Genomic DNA, 16,441 nt, shown 5'->3' on the forward strand with positions numbered 1-16,441 from the left:
CGGAGAAATCGGCATGCTCGATCGTCGAACGACTCTGGTCCTATTGGGCGGTGCGGCGGGCGGCCTGGCCAGCGCGAGCGTGTTGCTGCCATCCGGCGGCGGCGCCCATGCCGAAGCCCGGCCCGACCTCTATGACTGCGAAGGATGCCAGGCGGTAGGCGAGCGCGCGCCGGACATGCTTTCCGCAAGGGTATCGCTCGCCCCGCCCGAGGAGCCCGGCGCGCGGATGCGCCTGACCGGCCGCATATTCGCGGCGGACGGGAGGACTCCGGCGCCCGGCGTGATCGTCTATGCGCATCACACCAATGCGCGCGGCCTCTATGCCGATGGCACCGGCGAGACCGAATGGAGCCGCCGCCACGGCCGGCTGCGCGGCTGGGCAAGGACCGGCGCGGACGGGACCTATGCCTTCGACACGATCAAGCCGGCGCCCTATCCGGACATGACGATGCCCGCGCACGTCCATCTCTTCATCGGCGAGCCGGGCCGGCGACCCTATTATGTCGACGACCTGGTGTTCGACGGCGAGTTCGGCGTCACGCCCGCCTATCGCGCCCGACAGGAACTGCGCGGCGGCAGCGGGATCGTGCGGCTTGGCCAGGGCGAAGGCGGCGTCCTGCTCGCACGACGCGACATAAGGCTGGAACGCCATCCGGATGCCGCGGGCGGGCGGCCTGGAGCGGCCTGACGCCTTCTCATGCGCTCGCGGGAGGGCGGGCGCCAGCAACAGGCTACCACCCCGCCCCTTCCTCGTTGAGGAACGCCGCCTCCGCCGCCGTCGATTCCCGACCCAGCGCCGCGTTCCGGCTGGGGAAGCGCCCGAAGCGCGCGATCACCTCGGCATGTTTCCGGGCGAAATCGAGCACATGGGCATCGCCCATCGCGCCAAACTTCTCCACGCTCAGCTTCTGCATCGCCGGGTCCTCGGCATGCTCCAACGGCAGATAGAGGAACTGGCGCCGGTCATTGCCCATTCCGGCATCCCAGCCCTTGCCGATCGCCTCCAGCGCCAGCTGCAGCGCGAGCGGATCGGCGGCGAAGGCCTGGGCCGTGCCGCGATGGATGTTGCGACTGAACTGGTCGAGCAGGATGATCGCCGCGAGCAGGGTCTCGGGATCGTCGCGCCAGCTCCTGGCCCCCGAGCCCAGCACCAGATCGCGCAGTGGCCCGAAGCGCGACCTGATCTCCGCATCGAGCTTCGCCGAGCTGGCGAAATGCTGCTCGGGCGTGAGCGCGAACCAGAAGCCCAGTATTTCGCGGGTCTTCGCGTGGACATCGCGTGTAGCTGCGCCTAGATCACCGGCCAAATGTCATCCCCTCACGTCATCAGTCTGGGTTGCCGGCTCAACCTCGCGGAGAGCGAGACGATCCGCACTTTACTGTCCGATCGCGACACGATCGTGATCAACAGTTGCGCGGTGACCAACGAGGCCGTCAAGCAGACCCGCCAGGCGATCCGCCGCGCTCGGCGCGAACGGCCGGGCGCCGAGCTGGTGGTGACCGGCTGCGCGGCGCAGATCGACCCAAGAGCGTTCGCGGCGATGCCCGAGGTGGACCGGGTGATCGGCAATGCCGAGAAGCTGCGGCCCGACGCCTGGCTCTCGCCCGAGCCGGTGGCGGTGCAGGACATCATGGCCGTGCGCGAAACCGCGCCCCATCTCGCCGCCAGCTTCTCGACGCATGCCCGGGCGTTCGTGGAAGTGCAGAATGGCTGCGACCATCGCTGCACCTTCTGTGCGATCCCCTATGGCCGCGGCAACAGCCGCTCCGTCCCGGCAGGTGCCGTGATCGACCGCGTCGCCCAGCTTGCCGAGAGCCATGCCGAAGTGGTGCTGACCGGCGTCGACCTGACCAGCTATGGCCCCGACCTGCCCGGCGCACCGAGCCTGGGCCAGCTGGTCGAGCGCATATTGGCGCATGTGCCGGAGCTTCGGCGGCTCAGGCTTTCCTCGCTCGACGGGATCGAAGTCGACGACCGGCTGTTCGCCCTGCTCACCGGGGAGCCGCGCCTGATGCCGCACGTCCATCTCTCGCTCCAGGCGGGGGACGACATGGTGCTGAAGCGCATGAAGCGCCGGCACGACCGCGCCCAATCGGTTGCGCTGGTCGAGCGGCTGCGCGCGGCGCGCCCCGAAATCGCGATCGGCGCCGACCTGATCGCCGGCTTCCCCACCGAGAGCGAAGCCATGTTCGAGAACACGCTGGCGCTGATCGGGGAATGCGGCATCGTCCATGCCCATATCTTCCCCTACAGCCCCCGCGCCGGCACGCCTGCCGCGAAGATGCCGCAAGTCGAGCCCGAAGTGGTAAAGGCCCGCGCCGCTCGCCTGCGCGCCGCCGCCGCCCGGATCCGCGCCGCCTGGTTGCAAAGCCTGGTAGGCAGCACGCAGCAAGTGCTGGTAGAGCGCCCGGGCGACCGGGGCCATGCCGGCAATTTCGCCGAGGTCCGCCTCGCCCCAAGCCAAGTCGGAGAGATTGTGAGCCTCAAGATCGTGGACGTCCGGGACGGGAAGCTGATCGCATGAGCGGCCCCAGCTGGCACGCGCGCCTTCTCGGCGGCTTCCGCAAGACGTCCGACCGGCTGATCGGCAACCTTGCCGGCCTGGGCCTGGCGCGGCTGGACGACGCGACGCTCGACGAGATCGAGGAAGCGCTGATCGCCTCGGACCTCGGTCCCGCCACCGCAGCGCGCGTGCGCCAGCGGCTGGCCGACGGCCAGTTCGAGCGCAACATGGAGGAGCTCGGCATCCGCCTCGTCGTCGCCGACGAAGTCGCCAAGGCGCTCGAGCCGGTAGCGAAGAAGCTGGAGATCGAGGCCTTTCCCCGTCCGCAGGTGATCCTGGTCATCGGCGTCAACGGCTCGGGCAAGACCACGACGATCGCCAAGCTCGCCAACCTGCTGATGGAACAGGATTATTCGGTGATGCTCGCCGCCGGCGACACCTTCCGCGCCGCCGCGATCGGGCAGCTTCGCACCTGGGCCGAGCGGATCGGCGTGCCGATCGTCTCCGGCGCCGAGGGCGGCGATGCCGCCGGCATCGTGTTCGAGGCGGTGAAGAAGGCGACCGAGATCGGCACCGACGTGCTGATCGTCGATACCGCCGGGCGCCTGCAGAACAAGCGCGAGCTGATGGACGAGCTGGCCAAGATCCGCCGCGTGCTCGGCCGGCTCAATCCGGCGGCGCCGCACGACGTGGTGCTGGTGCTCGACGCGACCACCGGCCAGAACGCCTTGAACCAGATCGAAGTGTTCAAGGAAGTCGCGGGCGTGACCGGCCTCGTCATGACCAAGCTCGACGGCACCGCGCGCGGCGGCGTGCTCGTCGCGGCGGCGGAGAAATACGGCCTGCCGATCCATGCGATCGGCGTGGGCGAGAAGGTCGACGACCTGCGTCCGTTCGACGCGCAGGAAGTCGCGCGCATCATTGCCGGGGTGGAGGAGCTTACCAATGGCTGAGAAGAAGGCCGCCACGCCCGGCGTGCGGATGCTGATCGACTATGGCCCGCTCGCGGTGTTCTTCCTGGTCAATTCGCTGGCCCAGGGGCCGGTGCTCGCGCGCGTGTTCGCCGCCACCGTGGCGTTCATGGTCGCGATGGCCGCGGCGATCGCGCTGAGCTGGTGGAAGACGCGCCACGTCTCGCCGATGCTGTGGATCACGGCCGCCTTCGTGCTCCTGTTCGGCGGCCTGACGCTCTATTTCCACGATCAGACCTTCATCCAGATCAAGCCGACGATCATCTATGCGATGTTCGCGATCGTGCTCGGCTATGGCGTGATCGCCGACAAGCCGCTGCTCCAGATGCTGCTCGAACAGGCCTATCCGGGCCTCTCGGCCAAGGGCTGGCGGCTGCTGACGATCAACTGGGCGCTGTTCTTCGTCGCCGCCGCGGTGGCGAACGAGATCGTTCGCCACTTCGTCACCTGGGATCAGTGGGTCCTCTTCAAGACCTGGGTGATGATCCCGGTCACGCTGGCGTTCGCGATGCTCAACATCCCGCTGCTGCTCAAGCACGGCCTGCAGCTGGAAAAGCCCGAGGACGCGCCGATCCCGCCCCAGGAGTGAGCGGGCGCGGTGTCGCACGCACGCTATCCGATGGTCCGTGCGGCTAGTTGGCTGCGCCGCCGGATCCGCTCCAGCGCCCCAGGGTTCCTGGCACTGGCGCTGCTGGTCGGGGTGGGTGCGGGCCTTTGCGCGATCGCGCTCGGCCAGATCGCGCGCGGCACCCAGCGGCTGCTGTTCGGCCTGGCGCAAGGCGAGCATCTCAGCGCCGCGGAGGCGATCGCGCCCTGGCGGCTGATCGCCCTGCCCATCGGCGGCGCGCTGCTCGGCCTGGTCCTGTGGTTCCTGCGCCGGCGCCAGGCCGTCGACATCGTCGAAGCCAATGCGCTGCACGGCGGCCGCATCCCTGCGCGGGACACGGCGACGGTGGTGGGCACCACCTTGCTCTCCAACAGCTTCGGCGCATCGGTGGGGCTCGAGGCGGCCTATGCCCAGGCGGGCGGCGGCCTGGCATCGCTGCTCGGGCAGAAGATGAAGCTCCGGCGGAGCGACTTGCGCACGCTGATGGCGGCAGGCGCGGGCGCCGCCGTCAGCGCCGCGTTCGGCGCCCCGCTGACCGGCGCCTTCTATGCCTTCGAAGTGGTGCTCGGCGCCTATAGCACCGCCACCGTCGCCCCGGTGATGCTCGCCGCGCTCGCCGCCGCCGTGCTCGCGCGGGCGATGGGCATGACGCCCTATGTGATCGCGGCCGGCGGCATGCACCCGATCGGCACCGCCGACTATGCGCTCTACGCGATCCTCGGGCTGCTCTGCGCCGGGCTGGGGATCGCCTTGATGCGGATGGTCTCGCTGGTCGAGCGCGCCGTGCATCGCTCGCCGCTGCCCGCGCATTGGGCGCCCCTGGTCGGCGGGCTCCTGCTCGTGCCGCTCGGCCTGCTCTCGCACCAGACGCTCTCCGGCGGGCATGGTGCGCTCAACCTCAACCTGATGGCCGAAGTGACGATCGCCGGCCTGGCGCTGACGATCCTGCTCAAGATGCTCGCCTCGGCGCTGTCGCTCGGCTTCGGCTTCCGCGGCGGCCTGTTCTTCGCCTCGCTGTTCCTCGGCTCGCTGGTCGGGCGGCTCTATCAGGTGGTGCTGGCGGAAATTCCCGGCCTCCATGTCCTCGCCCCCGACGACGCCACCGTGGTCGGCATGGCCGCGCTCGCCGTGGCGGTGGTCGGCGGCCCGCTCACCATGTCGCTGCTGGTGCTGGAAGTGACGCATGATTTCAGCATCACCGGCGTCGCGGTGGCCGCCAGCCTGATCTCTTCCACCGTGGCGCGCGCGACCTTCGGCTACAGCTTCTCCACCTGGCGGCTGCATCTGCGCGGCGAGACGCTGCGCAGCGGCCGCGACGTCGGCTGGATGCGGGCGCTCACCGCCGGGCAGATGATGCGCCGCGACGTGCCCCGGTTCGCCGCCGATGCCAGCGTCTCGGCGTTCCGGGATCGCTTCCCGCTCGGCTCGACCACGCGCGTGGTGCTGCTCGACGGGGAGGGCCATTATGCCGGCATCGTCGATACGGCCGCCGCCTGGTCGCCGGAGGTGGAGCCGGTGGTGGAGATCGGCACGCTGGGGAAGCTGCCCCAGGCCAGGCTCGCTCCCGAGATGGGGATCGGCGCGGTGCTGGAGGCGTTCGACCGCGTCGTGGCGGACGATCTGGTGGTGGCGGGCCCCGATGGCGATGTCCTCGGGCTGATCACCGAGCGGCATGCCCGGCGCCGCTACGCCGAGGAACTGGAGCGCGTCCAGCGCGAGCTCTACGGCGAGGTCTGAGCTATTTGCGCTGGCCGCTGCGCTTGGCGATCACATCGCTGCGCAGCGCCTCGCGCCGGGCGAACAGCTCAGCTTCTTCCGAAGGCGAGAGCCCGCCGGCGGAGTAGCGCTCCTCCAGCGTATCGATCTGATAGGCCTCGCGCTTGAGCTGCCTGGCCTCGCCCCGGGTCAGCTGCCCGCTGTCGCGGCCGGCACGGATATCACTGCGGATCTTTGCAGTCTCGGCGGCGCTCTGGTCGTGGCTCATCGCACTACCCGACGGCCCTTGCATCACCGGCCCGCCCCAAATCTGCGCTGAAGCAGGCGCGGCGACGAGCAGCAGGGGCGCGAGGATCAGGTGGCGGCGCATCGGGGCATTCCCAAGCAGATGAAGGGCAAAGCTCGCCCGCCCCGGTTGAACGCCGGCTGAACACCCCGTCGCCGCAAGACGCGGCCCATGAAAAGGGGCGCCCGATCACTCGGACGCCCCTTCCAGATCCAGGTCGCGAAGGATCAGCTGTCCTGATCCGCGCGGCTCACCCCGGCGCCATCGAGGTTCTGGGAGACGAAGTCCCAGTTGATGATGTTCGCGGTGATCGTCTCGAGATATTTCGGACGCAGATTGCGATAGTCGATGTAATAGGCGTGCTCCCACACGTCGATCGTGAGCAGCGGCTTCATGCCCTCATAGACCACCGGCGTATCGGCGTCGTGGAGCGACGTGACCTTCAGCGCATCGCCGTCGAGCACCAGCCAGCCCCAGCCGTTCGAGAAATGGTTGGTCGATTCCGCGATCAGCTTCTTCACCAGCTCGTCGGTCGAGCCGTACTGCGCGTCGATCAGTTCGGCGAGCTTGCCGCTCGGCGCGGTCTTCTCGCCGGTCAGGCCCTGCCAGAAGAAGCTGTGGTTCCAGATCTGCGCCGAGTTGTTGAACAGGCCCTTGTCGCCGGTGGCCCTGGCATGCGCGATCACTTCGCTGAGCTTGCGGCCCTCCAGGCCCTTCTCGGCGATGAAGCCGTTGGTCTTGTCGACATAGGCCTTGTGGTGCTTGCCGTAATGGTAGTCGAGCGTCTCCGCCGACATGTGCGGCGCCAGCGCGTCCTTGTCGAACGGAAGCGGGGGAAGTTCGAAAGCCATGCGGGTCTCTCCAGGTCACCAGGGGGTTCACCCGGCCAACGAACCGCCGGGCGATGCGGTCCCTCCCCTAGCGCGCAAAATTCGCCGCTGTCGCGGAAAAATCGTTGCGTCGGGCAAATGAAAATTCCGATCGCGGGCGATTGGCGGAATTACTGTTGCAAACGCTAATCATTAGCTTGATTTGCAAGAGCTTATCTTACGCCGTCATCCCCGCGAAGGCGGGGATGACGGGGAGTAGAATGGAGATGGCGACGGGCCGATGATCAGCCCCCCGCCTGGAGCAGTTCATGCCGCTTCAGCGCGTGGCGCAGCTGGTCATAGGTGAGCCCCAGCGCTTCCGCCGTGGCGCGCTGGTTGAAGCGATGATCGGCGAGCGCACGCTGGAGCAGTTCCTTCTCGAAGCGCGCCACCCGGCCCTTGAAGTCCGCCGCCCCCGCGACGATCGCGGGCTGCGCCTCCAGCACGATCGGCACGAGCTCGGCGGCGGGCGCCGGCGCGGACGAAGCGCTGCCCTGCATCGGGCGCATCCGCCAGGGCGACTGGAAGGGATCGATCTCGATCGCGTCGATCGGCCCATCCTGCTCCCAGCGATAGACCGCGCGCTCGACGACGTTGCGCAGCTCGCGGACGTTGCCGGGCCAGTCATAGTGGGTGAGGATGTCGAGCGCGTGGGGGCCCCAGCCCGGCCAGTCCACCCAGCCGATCTCGGACGCCATGCGCCGGCCATAGAATTCCGCCAGCACTTCGACATCGCCGCCGCGGTGCCGGAGCGGCGGCAGCGTCACCACTTCGAAGCTCAGCCGGTCGAGCAGGTCGGCGCGGAAGCTGCCTTTCTCCACGCGCTCGGGGAGATGCTCATTGGTCGCCGCGACGATGCGGACATCGACCTGCACCGGCCGCGACGAGCCGATCCGCGTGATCTCGCCATATTCCACGGCACGCAGCAGCCGTTCCTGCGCGCCCATCGAAAGCGTGCCCAGCTCGTCGAGGAACAACGTGCCGCGATGCGCCTCCTCGAACCGGCCCACCCGCGCCTTGGTCGCGCCGGTAAAGGCTCCCGCCTCATGGCCGAACAGCTCGGCCTCGATCAGCGTCTCGGGCAGGGCCGCGCAGTTCATCGTGACCAGCGGCTGGTCCCAGCGCGGGGACAGGCGGTGAAGGCGCTCGGCGACCAGCTCCTTGCCGGTGCCACGCTCGCCGATCACCAGCACCGGGCGATCGAGCGCCGCGGCCCGGCTGGCCCGTTCCAGCGCGTCGAGAAATGCCGAGGACTGGCCGATGACCTGGGTTATGCGCTCCATGCCAAATCCTTGGTGTATTTTCCCAACACTTGGCAAGTGCAATCCCGCACCTGAACGCCGAATGAATGGTAAAAACGGCAGATTTCTGCGGTTTTCACAAATTGGCACGCCCCCTGCAATGCTTTGAGCAAGCCCGCTGACGGGCCAGGAAAACGCCAAGGTTCAAGGAACAGGAACATGACCGCCAACGCCGCCTACTACCGCAACGCCTTCTTCTCGGTGGCTCTTTCGGTAGCCGCCAGCCTGGTCATCATGGCCGGCACGGTCGGCCCGGTGATGGCCTGAACGAAACGACAAGGGTCTCCCGCTCGCAGCCCCTCGCGAGCGGAAACCTGACGGGAGGGGTCACCCCCTAGGCCCCTCCCGGCAGGAAACAGAAACGAAGGAGTAACGACGAAATGGGTATCTTCTCGCGAACCCGTGACATCATCGCCGCCAACGTCACCGACCTGCTGGACAAGGCGGAGGATCCGGCGAAGATGGTCCGCATGATCATCCTCGAGATGGAGGAAACCCTGGTCGAGGTCCGCGCTTCCGCGGCCCGCACCATCGCGGACCAGAAGGAGATGCGCCGCCATATCGCCAAGCTCGAGAAGCTCCAGGAGAGCTGGACCGAGAAGGCGGAGCTGGCGCTCTCGAAGGGCCGCGAGGATCTGGCCAAGGCCGCGCTGGTCGAGAAGCAGAAGGCCGTCGACATGTGCGAGCAGCTTTCGGAGGAGATTTCGGTGCTCGACGAGGCGCTGCGCGCTTCGGAGGAGGACATCAACAAGCTCCAGACCAAGCTGCGCGAGGCCCGTGCCCGCCAGAACTCGATCGTCACCCGCCTGGAGACGGCGAGCAACCGGGTCCGCCTGCGCGAGATGACCAATGGCAGCCGCATGCAGGACGCCTTCTCGCGCTTCGACGTGCTGGAGCGCCGGGTCGACCTGGCCGAGGGCCGCGCCGATGCCGCCGGCCTGGGCGCCGCGCCGAAGACGCTCGACGAGGAAATCGCCGAACTCCGCTCGTCGGAGAAGGTGGATGCCGAGCTCGAAGCCCTGAAGAAGCGCCTCGGCAAGGGAGAATAAGCGATGGAAGACGTCTTCCTTCCCATCGTCATCGTCGGGATGCTCTTCATCGGCCTCCCCTGGGTGATCATGCACTACATCACCAAGTGGAAGCAGTCGGGCACGATCACCAACGAGGACGAGAAGCTGCTGGACGAGCTGCACTATACCGCCCGCCAGCTCGAGGAACGCCTGCTCACCGTCGAGCGGATCATCGCCGCCGACAACCCCGATTTCCGCCCGGTCCGGGACCCGCTTCCCGAACAGAGCCCCTACGATATTTCCCGGAGGAACTGAGATGTCGAGCCGCACCAAATTCTATCTCGACAAGGCCAACGGCAAGTGGCTGGGCGTGTGTTCGGGCCTGGCGGACTATACGGGCATCGACGTGATCTGGCTCCGCCTCGGCATGGTGCTGGTCACCTTCAGCACCTTTCCGATGGGCCTGGTCGCCTATCTGCTGATCGCCTGGCTGGCCCCGGCCAAGCCCTATGGCCTCTACCAGGGCCCCGAGGAAGCCAAGTTCTGGCAGGGCGTGCGCAGCAACCCGAGCCGCTCGACCGCCGAGGTCCGCTCGAAGTTCCGCGACATCGACCGCCGCCTGGCCGATATCGAGATGTACTATACGAGCCGCAACACCCGGCTCGCCGACGAGATCGACAGCCTGCGCTGAGCCAATCGCCAGGTCGTCAACAGGGAGGATGAAATGAGGGAGTTGAGTTGGCTGGTACCGGTACTGATCGTCGCTGCGGTGATGGCGTCCCGGGCCTTCCAGACCTGGGTCCGCGCCAAGCATGGCTACCCGATCGAGGATGAGGATGGCCGCCGCGGCCGCCGCAGCTTCCGGGGCCAGGGCGGAGACCTGGAGGCAGACCGCAAGATCGCGCTGCTCGCCTCGGAGAATGAGCGGCTGACCGGCCAGATCAGCCGGCTGGAGGAGCGGATCGCGGTCCTGGAACGGATCGCCACCGACCCCGCCGAGCGCGTGGCCCGCGAAATCGACGGCCTGCGCTGAGCGACGGCCCAAGGAGAGAAAAGAGATGGAAAAGGTTCAACTCTTCACCGCCTTCGCCCCGGCGATCACGATCGTCGGCATCGCGGGGATCCTCGGCTGGGTGCTCACCACCTGGATGCGCGTGAAGCATGGCTACCCGCTCGACGGTTCGTGGGGCCAGGCGATCTACCCGCAGAACAGCGACGAGGCGATGGAGCGGATCAAGCTGCTCAGCCAGGAAAATGCCCAGCTCCGCGCCGAACTGGGCGCGGTCAAGGACCGGCTCGCCAATGTCGAGCGGATCGTGACCGACGGCGCCCATATGCTCGACCGCGAGATCGAGCAGCTGCGCGGCCCGCACAACTGAGGAGATACCGATGTCGATCAGCCCCCTGCTCATCCCCATCCTGGGCATCTCCTGCGGGCTGCTGGCGATCCTCGGCGGCGTGTTCATCAAGCCCTGGATCGCCCTGCAGCAGCGCAAGCTGGAGCTCGAGGCGCAGATGGTCGCCGAAAAGGCCGCCCAATATGCGGCGCAGACCGAACGGCTCGAACAGCGGGTCCGGGTGCTGGAGCGGATCGTGACCGACAAGGGCATCGACCTCTCCGACGAGATCGAGAAGCTGCGGGATGCCCCGCCACTGAATTGAGAGTTCCCACGCGGCGCAGCATGCGCCGCCAGTAAGAGGAAAGTCCGACATGATTGCCATCATAGTGTTCGCAGTGCTGACGGCACTGTGCGGGGGAGCTATTGTCCTCGCCGAGAAGCGGGACCGCCCCGTCCGCCGCGCCGAGCGGCTCGCCCGGGCCGCCCAGCAGAACTGATCCCTTGCAGCGCGCTTGAAGGAGTAATGGAATGAACCCGTTCGAGATGGTTTTCGCGATTGTCGTGATCGTCACGATCGGCAGCGTCATCAAGGCGCGCTACGGCATCCGCAAGGACAAGGACGGCGACGAGCTCCATCGCGGCGGCACTGCCACGGATGGCGTCGCCGCCGTCGAGAACGCCCGCCTCAAGGACGAGATCCGCGCTCTCAAGGAGCGCGTCCAGGTCCTCGAACGCGTGATCACCGACACCGAAGGCAGCCTTCGTCTCGACCGCGAGATCGAATCGCTGCGCGACAAGAACTGAATGCGTCAGACCAAGGGAGGCATGACGTGACCCAGGATCCGACTATGTACCTCACCCTCGCCGTCTCCGGCCTCGCCGGGCTCGGCATGATCACCACCGCCGGCCTTTCGGGTTGGCGCGGCTGGCTGGCCCTGAAGCGCCAGGAGCTGGATGCCCATCACGGGCCGGAAGCGGCCCCCGCCATGCCCACTGCGGCCTCGCGGATCGAGATCGCCGATCTCAAGGAGCGCATCCGCAAGCTCGAAGCGATCGCGGCCGGGGTGGACCTCTGAGGTCCACCCGGCTAGCGGCGGGGCATGACCAGCCTCTACGACTTGGCAGAAGAATATGCGTTCCTCGAAGCCGATGACCGCTATCGCCTGCTGATCGACCTGGGCCGCGGGCTGGAGGCAATGCCCGATGCGCTCAAGACCGACGCCACCCTGGTCCGCGGCTGTTCCGCCGCGGTGTGGGTCTATCCCACCAGGCGCGACGACGGCCGGCTCCATTTCCTCGCCGATTCGAATGCGGCGATCACCAAGGGCATCATCGCGCTGGTGCTGCTCACGGTACAGGACAAGGCCCCGGCCGAGATATTGGCGACCGACATCGAAGCCGCGCTCGCGCCGTTCGACCTGAAGAACCAGCTGAGCTCGAACCGGACCCAGGGAATTCCGAACATGATCGCCTTGGTGCGCGAGACGGCGCTACGCTACGCCGGCTGAATTCGCGCACGCACCATCGTCATCCTGGAGCCGGTCCGGAGGGGACGCGTGACGGCTAGGACGGCTTGCGCCCCAGCCCCAATTCCCCGGCCACCACATCCAGGTCCGTCCCCTTCGGCACGAGCAGCCACTCCCGCGGCCCGCCGGCATCGACCACCGTCACCGCGCCGCGCGGGCAGACGCCCATGCACTTCACCTCGACGATCCCCAACTCGGCCTTGCGGCCCTTCTTCAAGCCGAGATGCTTGCGCAGCGCCTTGGCGAGCGGCGTGCGTTCCCTGGCCCCGAAGCCGCCCTTCAGCTTCTTCGAGCATTTCGCGCAGACCAGGATGGTTTGCCCCCAATTGGAGGGGACGCGAGGCTTCAATCGCCCTTCCATGTCCGCCGTTCCTCGGCGGCCTTGAGCACGTCATAGGCCGCCTGGATCGCCTGGAAGCGTTGCGCGGCTTCGGCGTCGCCCGGCTTCACATCGGGATGATTCACCTTGGCGAGCCGCCGCCACGCGCCGCGCACCGCCTCGAAATCGGCATCGACCTCGAGCTCGAGCACTTCAAGCGCCCGCATCTCGTCGCGCGAGCGGCTGCCGTCGCCCGGCCCCGCCCAGCCATTATACTTCGCCTCGGCAAAGCCAGACGCGTCGCGCCGCTCGTCCGCCTCGCGCTTTGCCGCCTCTTCCGCGGTCAGGCCGGCGAAATAATCCCAGTTGCGGTTATATTCGGCGGCATGCGCCTCGCAGAAATACCAGCGCTCGCGGCTGTTGGGCGATTTGGGGGCGGGCCGGTCGCCCGGCTGGTCGCAGCCATGGCGATCGCACATGCGCACCTGCACGGCCTCGCGCTCGGCGCCATAGGCGCGCCAGCGCGGAAACCCCCAGTCGGTCGAGCGTGTCGATCTTGCCATGCCGCCCAGATAGCCCCTCGTTCGGTCGGCGCAAGCGCGATGCCGCTCCATCAGGTGAAATGCCAGAGGGTCTATAAGCCGGGTTCTGTCCTCGCCTGACGGCGATGTGCGACCATTCCTCTAGGCGACGGATCGCTCCGCCGCTCCAGCAACCAACCCGGGCGACGGGCCGGAACCAGGCCCATGCGCCGCCCCTATTCGGTCTTGCTCCCGGTGGGGTTTGCCGTGCCGCTTCCGTTGCCGGTCGCGCGGTGCGCTCTTGCCGCACCCTTTCACCCTTGCCGCTCCCGAAGGAGGTAGGCGGTCTGCTCTCTGTGGCACTTTCCCTGGGGTCGCCCCCGCCGGGCATTACCCGGCACCGTGTTTCCGTAGAGCCCGGACTTTCCTCGCGTGCTTGCGCACCCGCGGCCGCCCAACCCTCTGGCGCGGACCGCTCTAGCGAAGCCGCGCGCGACTGCAAGGGCTCAGGGCGTTTTCCCCGGCTCGGCGGCGCGCAGCACGGCGGTGCCCCAGGCCATCACCTCGACTCGCCAGGTAACGTTGAGGCCCGACGCCAGCGCGATCTTGCGATAGTCGGATCCCAGCCCGGTCACGCCATCGGCACCGCGCACGCGCGCGATCCGCTGCACGGCTTCGGTCGCCTCGCTGACGGTGGGGATGTTGACGGAAGCGGGCACGCCGCCGCGCGCGTCGGCGCGGGCGACGCCGGAGAGATAGGCCTGGACCGGGCCAAGGGATGTAAGGCCGATATTGCTGCTCACGGCGGAACCACCTCCCCCTTCCTATAGATCATCCTATACTTGCAATATCCTGCATGGGAATGGTGCACGCCTGCGTAACTATTCGTCGCCCTGGGGCTTGGGCAGGAGCAGCGCGAGCAGCAGGCAGCGGCATTCCATGTCGATCTCGCCATCGATCATCTCGGGTCGGAAACGGCGCTGGAAGGCGACGACCGCGGCCTGCTCGTCGGTCACGTCATAGCCGAAACGCTCGAGCGCCATGATGAAGCCGGCATCGGGCCAGCCGGGATCCATCAGGTTCTTCGTGGGCCGCGGCAGCGCCAGGCGCAGGCGGGCGAGCGCGTGCCAGTTGAACAGCTCGCCCGGGTCCTGCTTGCGCGCCGGCGCCACGTCCGAATGGCCGACGACGTTGCCGCGGGTGATGCCGTAGCGCGCCTTGATCTCGGCGACGAGCGGGATCAGCGCGCCCATCTGCCCGGCCGGGAACGGGCGATAGCCATGCTCATGGCCCGGATTGACGATCTCGATGCCGACCGAGGCGGAATTCACGTCCTTGATCCCGCGCCAGTGCGAGCGGCCGGCATGCCAGGCGCGCTTCTCCTCGGACACCAGCCGGTGGATCGTTCCGTCCTCGTCGACCAGATAATGGGCAGAGACCTTCGCCGCGGGATCGCGCAGCCGGTCGAGCGCGGCGGCGGCGCTCTCCATGCCGGTATAGTGCAGCACGATCATGGTGACCGGCAGCGCCCGCGCGTCGAAATTGGGCGAAGGCGCGTCGAGAAAGGCCAGGCCGTTGTGCATCGCGCACGACGCTAGCCGCGCAGGGCCGCCGCGATCAACCCGCCGCGCGCAGCGTCCCCGGCGCGTCGACCGGACGATAGAAGCCGCGATAGCGCTCGCAGGGTGCGAAATGATCGGTCTGGCCGATCACCGTCTCGCCCGCGCCCAAAGCGAGCAACCCGCCCGGCCGCATCGCCGAAGCCAGGCTGTCGAACACCTTGCGGCGCACCGCGAGCGAGAAATAGAGCATCACGTTGCGGCACAGGATGATGTCGAACATGCCCGCCGGAGCGGGATCGAGAGTCAGGTTGTGCTGGCGGAACTGGAGCTTGCGCACCAGCTCGGGCTTGGCGGCCCAATCGGCGCCCACCGTGTCGAACCAGGTCATCATCCGGCGCACCGGCAGGCCGCGCTGGATCTCGAACTGCGAGAAGCGGCCGCTCCGTGCGCGCGCCAGCGCCGCGGGGGAGACGTCGGTCGCCACGATCTCGGGATCGGGCAGGCCGCGTTCGGAAAAGAGCATGGCGAGGCTCAGCGGCTCCTGCCCGGTCGAGCAGCCGGCGGACCAGATGCGCAGCCGGCGGGCGCCGATCTCGGCCTGCATCTCCGCCGCCGCGTCCACGATCATGTCGAGCACGGCGGCGTCGCGGAAGAAGCTGGTCTCCTGGTTGAGCAGCGCATCGACCACCAGGTCCGCCAGTTCCCCGGTCCGCGCCGCGATCAGCTGGGCCACCAGCTCGTCCAGGCTGGCCAGCCCGCGCGCGCGCAGGATCGGCTTCAGCGCCGTCTCGATCCGCCAGGTGCGGTTCGCCGCGATCTGCTGGCCGGCGCGCTGCTCGAGCAGTGCCGCGATCATGTTCATCGCGCCTGCCGAGGCGATCGGCGTGGAGCCCGGGATCATGCCCCGCCTCCACCGCGGGCGATCAGCCGCCCGATCTCGTCCGGCGGCAATATCGCGCTCGCCCGGCCCGCATTGGCCACCGCGCCGGGCATGCCCCACACCACCGAGCTGGCCCGATCCTGCGCCAGCACGCGCGCGCCGGCATCGACCAGGTCCCTGGCGCCCTCGCAGCCGTCGCGCCCCATGCCGCTCAGCACCACGCCCAGCGCGCGCGCCCCGAACACCTCCGCGACGCTTTCGAACATGGGATCGACCGAAGGCATGCAGCCGCTCGCCGCCTTCTCATGGGTCAGGCGGATCGCCGCGCCGTCGGACGTGCGGACCACGCGTAGATGCGCGTCGCCCGGGGCGACGATGATCCGGCCGGGCCGGATACGCATCCGGTCGGCCGCGACTTCGCAGGGCCGGCCGCCGAGCACCGCGAGCTGCGTGGCGAAATAGCTCATGAACGAAACCGGCAGGTGCTGAGTCACCAGGATCGGCACCTGGAAGCGCGCCGGGATGGCGCGCAGCAACTGGCTGAGCGCGTGGATGCCGCCCGTCGAGGCGCCGATCGCAACCAGATCGAAGCCCTCGGGCGCCTGGGCGGGAAACTGATATTGCGGATGCTGCACCGCAGGCTCGGGCTGCGCATGGGCATGGGCCTGGGCCTCGATCAGGCGGGAGAGCCGCTCCTCGAGCACTTCGGCGAAGCGGCCGCCGAACGCGCCGATGCCGGGCTTTACCAGCGTGTCCGCCGCGCCCAGCGCCAGCGCCTGCACGGTCACCGCCGCGCCCTGCTCGGCCGCCGACGAGACGATCAGCACCTTGGCCCCGCGCCCCGCCGCGATCACATCGGGCAGCGCGGTGATGCCGTCGATCCCCGGCATCTCGATATCGAGCAGGATGATGTCGACGCTGTGCGTCTTCAGATACTCGAGCGCCGCCCGCACATCGCTATAGGCGGCAGCGACGCGGAAACGGCGCGTGCCTTCCACCATCCGCCCCAGCACCGATCGCGCGACGACC

At 68.1% G+C, this 16,441-nt stretch carries 25 protein-coding genes and 1 other RNA gene; 15 read left to right on the top strand and 11 right to left on the bottom strand.

Annotation, left to right across the window (positions count from 1 at the left end; genetic code table 11):
- Positions 1-13: 13 nt before the first annotated feature.
- Positions 14-688: a dioxygenase family protein gene (locus BGP17_RS17225; RefSeq protein WP_286712867.1), complete on the top strand. Its 675-nt coding sequence runs from the start codon at positions 14-16 to the stop codon at positions 686-688.
- A 43-nt stretch (positions 689-731) separates the two neighbouring features.
- Here the strand turns inward: BGP17_RS17225 and BGP17_RS17230 are convergent, their stop codons facing one another.
- Entirely contained in the window at positions 732-1,307 is a 576-nt protein-coding gene (locus tag BGP17_RS17230; protein WP_286712868.1) for a DUF924 family protein, read from the bottom strand.
- Between BGP17_RS17230 and mtaB the strand changes: the two genes are divergently transcribed.
- From mtaB to BGP17_RS17250, 4 genes are read left to right on the top strand one after another with little or no spacing between them, the layout of a single operon-like run.
- The gene (mtaB, locus tag BGP17_RS17235; RefSeq protein WP_167298389.1) at positions 1,308-2,525 is read left to right on the top strand and encodes a tRNA (N(6)-L-threonylcarbamoyladenosine(37)-C(2))-methylthiotransferase MtaB; all 1,218 of its coding nucleotides are present in this window, start codon (positions 1,308-1,310) and stop codon (positions 2,523-2,525) included.
- Positions 2,522-3,457: a signal recognition particle-docking protein FtsY gene (gene ftsY, locus BGP17_RS17240; RefSeq protein WP_286712869.1), complete on the top strand. Its 936-nt coding sequence runs from the start codon at positions 2,522-2,524 to the stop codon at positions 3,455-3,457. Before mtaB ends, ftsY begins: the two co-directional genes overlap by 4 nt.
- Positions 3,450-4,064, top strand: a complete 615-nt coding sequence (locus tag BGP17_RS17245; RefSeq protein ID WP_286712870.1) for an inner membrane-spanning protein YciB — start codon at positions 3,450-3,452, stop codon at positions 4,062-4,064. Before ftsY ends, BGP17_RS17245 begins: the two co-directional genes overlap by 8 nt.
- A 30-nt stretch (positions 4,065-4,094) precedes the next feature.
- Positions 4,095-5,819, top strand: coding sequence for a chloride channel protein (locus BGP17_RS17250; RefSeq protein ID WP_286713023.1), 1,725 nt, complete (start codon positions 4,095-4,097; stop codon positions 5,817-5,819).
- Position 5,820: 1 nt separating this feature from the next.
- Here BGP17_RS17250 and BGP17_RS17255 read toward each other — a convergent pair whose 3' ends face one another.
- The 3 genes from BGP17_RS17255 to pspF form a co-directional block, all read right to left on the bottom strand.
- Positions 5,821-6,168, bottom strand: a complete 348-nt coding sequence (locus BGP17_RS17255; protein WP_167298387.1) for a hypothetical protein — start codon at positions 6,166-6,168, stop codon at positions 5,821-5,823.
- Between the two features lie 143 nt (positions 6,169-6,311).
- Positions 6,312-6,935 carry a superoxide dismutase gene (locus BGP17_RS17260; RefSeq protein WP_167298386.1) on the bottom strand — a complete coding sequence of 208 codons (624 nt, stop codon included), beginning with the start codon at positions 6,933-6,935 and terminating at the stop codon, positions 6,312-6,314.
- Positions 6,936-7,198: 263 nt separating this feature from the next.
- On the bottom strand, positions 7,199-8,236 hold the full coding sequence (gene pspF / locus BGP17_RS17265; protein ID WP_286712871.1) for a phage shock protein operon transcriptional activator: 1,038 nt from the start codon (positions 8,234-8,236) through the stop codon (positions 7,199-7,201).
- 398 nt (positions 8,237-8,634) lie between these two features.
- Here pspF and pspA point away from each other — a divergent pair, with 398 nt between their 5' ends.
- The 10 genes from pspA to BGP17_RS17315 are packed head-to-tail and all read left to right on the top strand — an operon-like array spanning position 8,635 to position 12,112.
- On the top strand, positions 8,635-9,303 hold the full coding sequence (gene pspA / locus BGP17_RS17270; protein WP_167298384.1) for a phage shock protein PspA: 669 nt from the start codon (positions 8,635-8,637) through the stop codon (positions 9,301-9,303).
- Between the two features lie 3 nt (positions 9,304-9,306).
- Positions 9,307-9,579 (top strand): envelope stress response membrane protein PspB, encoded by a 273-nt coding sequence (gene pspB, locus BGP17_RS17275; protein WP_167298383.1) that lies wholly within the window; start codon positions 9,307-9,309, stop codon positions 9,577-9,579.
- Position 9,580: 1 nt separating this feature from the next.
- On the top strand, positions 9,581-9,955 hold the full coding sequence (pspC, locus tag BGP17_RS17280; protein WP_167298382.1) for an envelope stress response membrane protein PspC: 375 nt from the start codon (positions 9,581-9,583) through the stop codon (positions 9,953-9,955).
- A 33-nt stretch (positions 9,956-9,988) separates the two neighbouring features.
- Positions 9,989-10,297 (top strand): hypothetical protein, encoded by a 309-nt coding sequence (locus tag BGP17_RS17285; RefSeq protein WP_167298381.1) that lies wholly within the window; start codon positions 9,989-9,991, stop codon positions 10,295-10,297.
- A 25-nt stretch (positions 10,298-10,322) separates the two neighbouring features.
- The gene (locus BGP17_RS17290) at positions 10,323-10,643 is read left to right on the top strand and encodes a hypothetical protein (RefSeq protein WP_208413397.1); all 321 of its coding nucleotides are present in this window, start codon (positions 10,323-10,325) and stop codon (positions 10,641-10,643) included.
- 10 nt (positions 10,644-10,653) lie between these two features.
- On the top strand, positions 10,654-10,926 hold the full coding sequence (locus BGP17_RS17295) for a hypothetical protein (RefSeq protein ID WP_179188024.1): 273 nt from the start codon (positions 10,654-10,656) through the stop codon (positions 10,924-10,926).
- Positions 10,927-10,975: 49 nt separating this feature from the next.
- Positions 10,976-11,101: a hypothetical protein gene (locus BGP17_RS17300; protein WP_256924105.1), complete on the top strand. Its 126-nt coding sequence runs from the start codon at positions 10,976-10,978 to the stop codon at positions 11,099-11,101.
- A 31-nt stretch (positions 11,102-11,132) separates the two neighbouring features.
- Positions 11,133-11,408 carry a hypothetical protein gene (locus BGP17_RS17305; protein ID WP_286712872.1) on the top strand — a complete coding sequence of 92 codons (276 nt, stop codon included), beginning with the start codon at positions 11,133-11,135 and terminating at the stop codon, positions 11,406-11,408.
- Positions 11,409-11,452: 44 nt separating this feature from the next.
- Positions 11,453-11,680: a hypothetical protein gene (locus tag BGP17_RS17310; protein WP_167298379.1), complete on the top strand. Its 228-nt coding sequence runs from the start codon at positions 11,453-11,455 to the stop codon at positions 11,678-11,680.
- 24 nt (positions 11,681-11,704) lie between these two features.
- Positions 11,705-12,112: a SufE family protein gene (locus BGP17_RS17315; protein WP_286712873.1), complete on the top strand. Its 408-nt coding sequence runs from the start codon at positions 11,705-11,707 to the stop codon at positions 12,110-12,112.
- Positions 12,113-12,167: 55 nt separating this feature from the next.
- On the opposite strand, the gene BGP17_RS17320 is transcribed toward BGP17_RS17315, so the two are convergent.
- The 7 genes from BGP17_RS17320 to BGP17_RS17350 all read right to left on the bottom strand — a co-directional run bounded on the left by BGP17_RS17320 (position 12,168) and on the right by BGP17_RS17350 (position 16,413).
- Entirely contained in the window at positions 12,168-12,491 is a 324-nt protein-coding gene (locus BGP17_RS17320) for a thioredoxin domain-containing protein (protein ID WP_286712874.1), read from the bottom strand.
- Positions 12,476-13,012: a J domain-containing protein gene (locus BGP17_RS17325; protein ID WP_086129407.1), complete on the bottom strand. Its 537-nt coding sequence runs from the start codon at positions 13,010-13,012 to the stop codon at positions 12,476-12,478. Before BGP17_RS17325 ends, BGP17_RS17320 begins: the two co-directional genes overlap by 16 nt.
- Before the next feature lie 58 nt (positions 13,013-13,070).
- An RNA gene (gene rnpB / locus BGP17_RS17330) (RNase P RNA component class A) lies at positions 13,071-13,436 on the bottom strand.
- A 40-nt stretch (positions 13,437-13,476) separates the two neighbouring features.
- On the bottom strand, positions 13,477-13,773 hold the full coding sequence (locus BGP17_RS17335; protein WP_086129099.1) for a hypothetical protein: 297 nt from the start codon (positions 13,771-13,773) through the stop codon (positions 13,477-13,479).
- 78 nt (positions 13,774-13,851) lie between these two features.
- Positions 13,852-14,553 (bottom strand): N-acetylmuramoyl-L-alanine amidase, encoded by a 702-nt coding sequence (locus tag BGP17_RS17340; protein WP_286712875.1) that lies wholly within the window; start codon positions 14,551-14,553, stop codon positions 13,852-13,854.
- Positions 14,554-14,587: 34 nt separating this feature from the next.
- The gene (locus BGP17_RS17345) at positions 14,588-15,433 is read right to left on the bottom strand and encodes a CheR family methyltransferase (protein ID WP_286712876.1); all 846 of its coding nucleotides are present in this window, start codon (positions 15,431-15,433) and stop codon (positions 14,588-14,590) included.
- A complete protein-coding gene (locus BGP17_RS17350; protein ID WP_243857209.1) occupies positions 15,430-16,413 on the bottom strand; it encodes a chemotaxis protein CheB in 984 nt (327 codons plus the stop codon). The genes BGP17_RS17345 and BGP17_RS17350 overlap by 4 nt, the downstream gene beginning before the upstream one ends.
- Positions 16,414-16,441 lie beyond the last annotated feature (28 nt).

It is taken from the genome of Sphingomonas sp. 67-41, assembly GCF_001899725.1.
Lineage (GTDB): Bacteria > Pseudomonadota > Alphaproteobacteria > Sphingomonadales > Sphingomonadaceae > Sphingomonas > Sphingomonas leidyi.

Bases quoted from the DNA above. Each gene is read 5' to 3' on its own strand.
- BGP17_RS17300 (WP_256924105.1), top strand. From the start codon at position 10,976: ATGATTGCCATCATAGTGTTCGCAGTGCTGACGGCACTGTGCGGGGGA.
- pspA (WP_167298384.1), top strand. From the start codon at position 8,635: ATGGGTATCTTCTCGCGAACCCGTGACATCATCGCCGCCAACGTCACC.
- BGP17_RS17255 (WP_167298387.1), bottom strand. From the start codon at position 6,168: ATGCGCCGCCACCTGATCCTCGCGCCCCTGCTGCTCGTCGCCGCGCCT.
- BGP17_RS17305 (WP_286712872.1), top strand. From the start codon at position 11,133: ATGAACCCGTTCGAGATGGTTTTCGCGATTGTCGTGATCGTCACGATC.
- BGP17_RS17345 (WP_286712876.1), bottom strand. From the start codon at position 15,433: ATGATCCCGGGCTCCACGCCGATCGCCTCGGCAGGCGCGATGAACATG.
- BGP17_RS17225 (WP_286712867.1), top strand. From the start codon at position 14: ATGCTCGATCGTCGAACGACTCTGGTCCTATTGGGCGGTGCGGCGGGC.
- BGP17_RS17285 (WP_167298381.1), top strand. From the start codon at position 9,989: ATGAGGGAGTTGAGTTGGCTGGTACCGGTACTGATCGTCGCTGCGGTG.
- ftsY (WP_286712869.1), top strand. From the start codon at position 2,522: ATGAGCGGCCCCAGCTGGCACGCGCGCCTTCTCGGCGGCTTCCGCAAG.
- BGP17_RS17295 (WP_179188024.1), top strand. From the start codon at position 10,654: ATGTCGATCAGCCCCCTGCTCATCCCCATCCTGGGCATCTCCTGCGGG.
- BGP17_RS17350 (WP_243857209.1), bottom strand. From the start codon at position 16,413: ATGGTGGAAGGCACGCGCCGTTTCCGCGTCGCTGCCGCCTATAGCGAT.
- BGP17_RS17340 (WP_286712875.1), bottom strand. From the start codon at position 14,553: ATGCACAACGGCCTGGCCTTTCTCGACGCGCCTTCGCCCAATTTCGAC.
- BGP17_RS17245 (WP_286712870.1), top strand. From the start codon at position 3,450: ATGGCTGAGAAGAAGGCCGCCACGCCCGGCGTGCGGATGCTGATCGAC.
- BGP17_RS17315 (WP_286712873.1), top strand. From the start codon at position 11,705: ATGACCAGCCTCTACGACTTGGCAGAAGAATATGCGTTCCTCGAAGCC.
- BGP17_RS17310 (WP_167298379.1), top strand. From the start codon at position 11,453: ATGTACCTCACCCTCGCCGTCTCCGGCCTCGCCGGGCTCGGCATGATC.
- BGP17_RS17260 (WP_167298386.1), bottom strand. From the start codon at position 6,935: ATGGCTTTCGAACTTCCCCCGCTTCCGTTCGACAAGGACGCGCTGGCG.
- pspB (WP_167298383.1), top strand. From the start codon at position 9,307: ATGGAAGACGTCTTCCTTCCCATCGTCATCGTCGGGATGCTCTTCATC.
- BGP17_RS17250 (WP_286713023.1), top strand. From the start codon at position 4,095: ATGGTCCGTGCGGCTAGTTGGCTGCGCCGCCGGATCCGCTCCAGCGCC.
- BGP17_RS17290 (WP_208413397.1), top strand. From the start codon at position 10,323: ATGGAAAAGGTTCAACTCTTCACCGCCTTCGCCCCGGCGATCACGATC.
- BGP17_RS17325 (WP_086129407.1), bottom strand. From the start codon at position 13,012: ATGGCAAGATCGACACGCTCGACCGACTGGGGGTTTCCGCGCTGGCGC.
- pspF (WP_286712871.1), bottom strand. From the start codon at position 8,236: ATGGAGCGCATAACCCAGGTCATCGGCCAGTCCTCGGCATTTCTCGAC.
- BGP17_RS17320 (WP_286712874.1), bottom strand. From the start codon at position 12,491: ATGGAAGGGCGATTGAAGCCTCGCGTCCCCTCCAATTGGGGGCAAACC.
- mtaB (WP_167298389.1), top strand. From the start codon at position 1,308: ATGTCATCCCCTCACGTCATCAGTCTGGGTTGCCGGCTCAACCTCGCG.
- pspC (WP_167298382.1), top strand. From the start codon at position 9,581: ATGTCGAGCCGCACCAAATTCTATCTCGACAAGGCCAACGGCAAGTGG.